General features: G+C 59.8%; 1 protein-coding gene. It reads right to left on the reverse strand.

Annotated features, from left to right (window positions below; translation table 11 throughout):
* Nucleotides 1-80 precede the first annotated feature (80 nt).
* Nucleotides 81-1,271 (reverse strand): pyridoxal phosphate-dependent aminotransferase, encoded by a 1,191-nt coding sequence (locus B2994_RS05150; RefSeq protein WP_291527303.1) that lies wholly within the window; start codon nucleotides 1,269-1,271, stop codon nucleotides 81-83.
* Between the last annotated feature and the right edge of the window lie 764 nt (nucleotides 1,272-2,035).

Raw genomic sequence — 2,035 nt, forward strand, 5'->3', positions numbered from 1 at the left:
GAGCTGGGCGCGACTGGGTGCAGCTACGCCCAGCTGACGTGACTAGACGTAGCTAGGCATGGTTGAATGACTGGGTGCGTCTAGCGCCCGTACACCTCGTGGACGAACTTCTCGAGCTGCGGGATCGAGCGCTTCACCTTCTCCGTGTCGATGCAGTAGGCCATGCGGAAGTAGCCGTTCACGCCGAAACTCTCCGACGGCACCAGAATCAGGTCGTACTCCTTGGCCTTCAGACAGAACTCGGTGGCGTTGTCCTCCAATGCCTTGGGGAATATGTAGAACGTGCCGCCTGGGCGCACCACATCGAATCCCAGACCGGTCAGCGCGTCATACAGCAGGTTCATATTCGTCTCGTATACCGAAAGGTCCGCGGTTTGGCCCAGCACCTTCGCCACACCAAGCTGAATGCTGGACGGCGGGCAGTTATGGCCGGTTCCGCGGCTGATCTGGCCCATCATCGGCACCAGCAGATCCGCATCGGTGGCGTTGGGGCTGACCGCCACATAGCCGATGCGCTCGCCGGGCAGGCTCAGCGACTTCGAATAGGAGTAGCAGCTGAGCGTGTTGTCGTAGAAACGGCTCGGATAGGGCTGCTCGCCGCCGTCGAACACGATCTCGCGGTACGGTTCGTCGCTGATCAGGAAGATGTCATGGCCGTATTCGCGCTGCTTGGCGGTGAGCATATCGGCGAGTTTCTGCAGCGTGGCCGCCGAATACACCGCGCCGGACGGATTGTTCGGCGTGTTGATGAGCACCGCCGTCACGTTGGGGTTGAGCGCGGCCTCGAAGGCATCAAAGTCGATCTGCCATGCACTGGTGTCGGCGGGAACCACCGTGAGCTTCAGTCCCGCGCCGGAGGTGTACGGGCCGTATTCGGGGAAGTAGGGCGCGAAGGTGATGATCTCGTCGCCGGGCTTGGTCACCGCTCGGTATGCGTGCGCCAGCGCGCCGGCCGCGCCAGTGGTCGGGAAAATGTGATTGGCGGTGTAGCTCATGCCGAAGCGCCGGTTCAGTGATTCGGCGATCGCCTCCTTGACGCTGGGAATGCCCAGTGAAGGCGAATAGCCGTGAATGGCTACCGGGTCGCCATGCTCATAGAGGTCGACCATGGCGTCGGTGAAGGACTGCGGTGTCGGAACGGACGGGTTGCCGAGGCTGTAGTCGAACACGTTCTCGTAGCCGATGTCGCCGCCGCGGCGGGTGGCATATTCGCTGAGCTCACGGATCACGGATTTGCCTCCGAGCATCGCCTTGTATTCCTCGTTGATCATGGCTTGCCTCCTTGTGCGACTAGCGTGCTGGTATATGACACCACTTCTACCACCGGGCGTCGTCGAATCGGGCGCGGCATCGTGGGCGCAAGAAGTCCGGAAGCCAATAGAGGAAGCAATAAGAGAAGCCCGGAGGCGTGGCCTCCGGGCCGAGAGAGAAGAGAGAAAAAGGGTTCAGTTATGAGGCCTTGCCATGGCCCCGGCTTTTGAAGCCGATTACAGTAAACCGCCCATTTCTTTGAACGACAATGTGGTTTTCTGAAAAAATCCTGTGTTTGGAGACGTAGTTTCGGGAGGAGGAACGGAGTTGTCGCGTCGTTCGCGCGTCGCGATGCCGCGGATCCGGCTGCGAAGAAATCTATTTTCGATTCTTTCACGTTGTGCTGTGATTCTTTGCCAGCAGGCACTAGGTCAAACGTTTGACATTGGGGCTTGCCGTGGCACGGCGAGCTAAATTCACCGATAAAACATGAAAGAATCGAAAATAGGTCAGCCGGACGGTACCCAACCTGCGTCTTCCGGCCGCCGAACCCGTCGAAATCGCCGTCGAAACCTTGGTGGCGACGGTTGGCAGCATGCCATCCAATGGGGAAGCGGAGCCCCTAAATCGTTGGGATTCCGCCATTTATGTGCCCCACTTTCAGAGAACACTGAGGGGATCCGCGTCGGGCTCACGGCACGTATCTGCGCGAGAAGCGGGTGATCCGCCTGTTCGAAGATTCGCGGCCTTTCGGAATGACGCAGGAGGACTGGGAGCTCGCGGC

The sequence above is a fragment of the Bifidobacterium sp. UBA744 genome (genome assembly GCA_002298605.1).
Taxonomy (GTDB): domain Bacteria; phylum Actinomycetota; class Actinomycetes; order Actinomycetales; family Bifidobacteriaceae; genus Bifidobacterium.

Coding starts and splice junctions, on each gene's coding strand:
- B2994_RS05150 (WP_291527303.1), bottom strand. CDS start 1,271: ATGATCAACGAGGAATACAAGGCGATGCTCGGAGGCAAATCCGTGATC.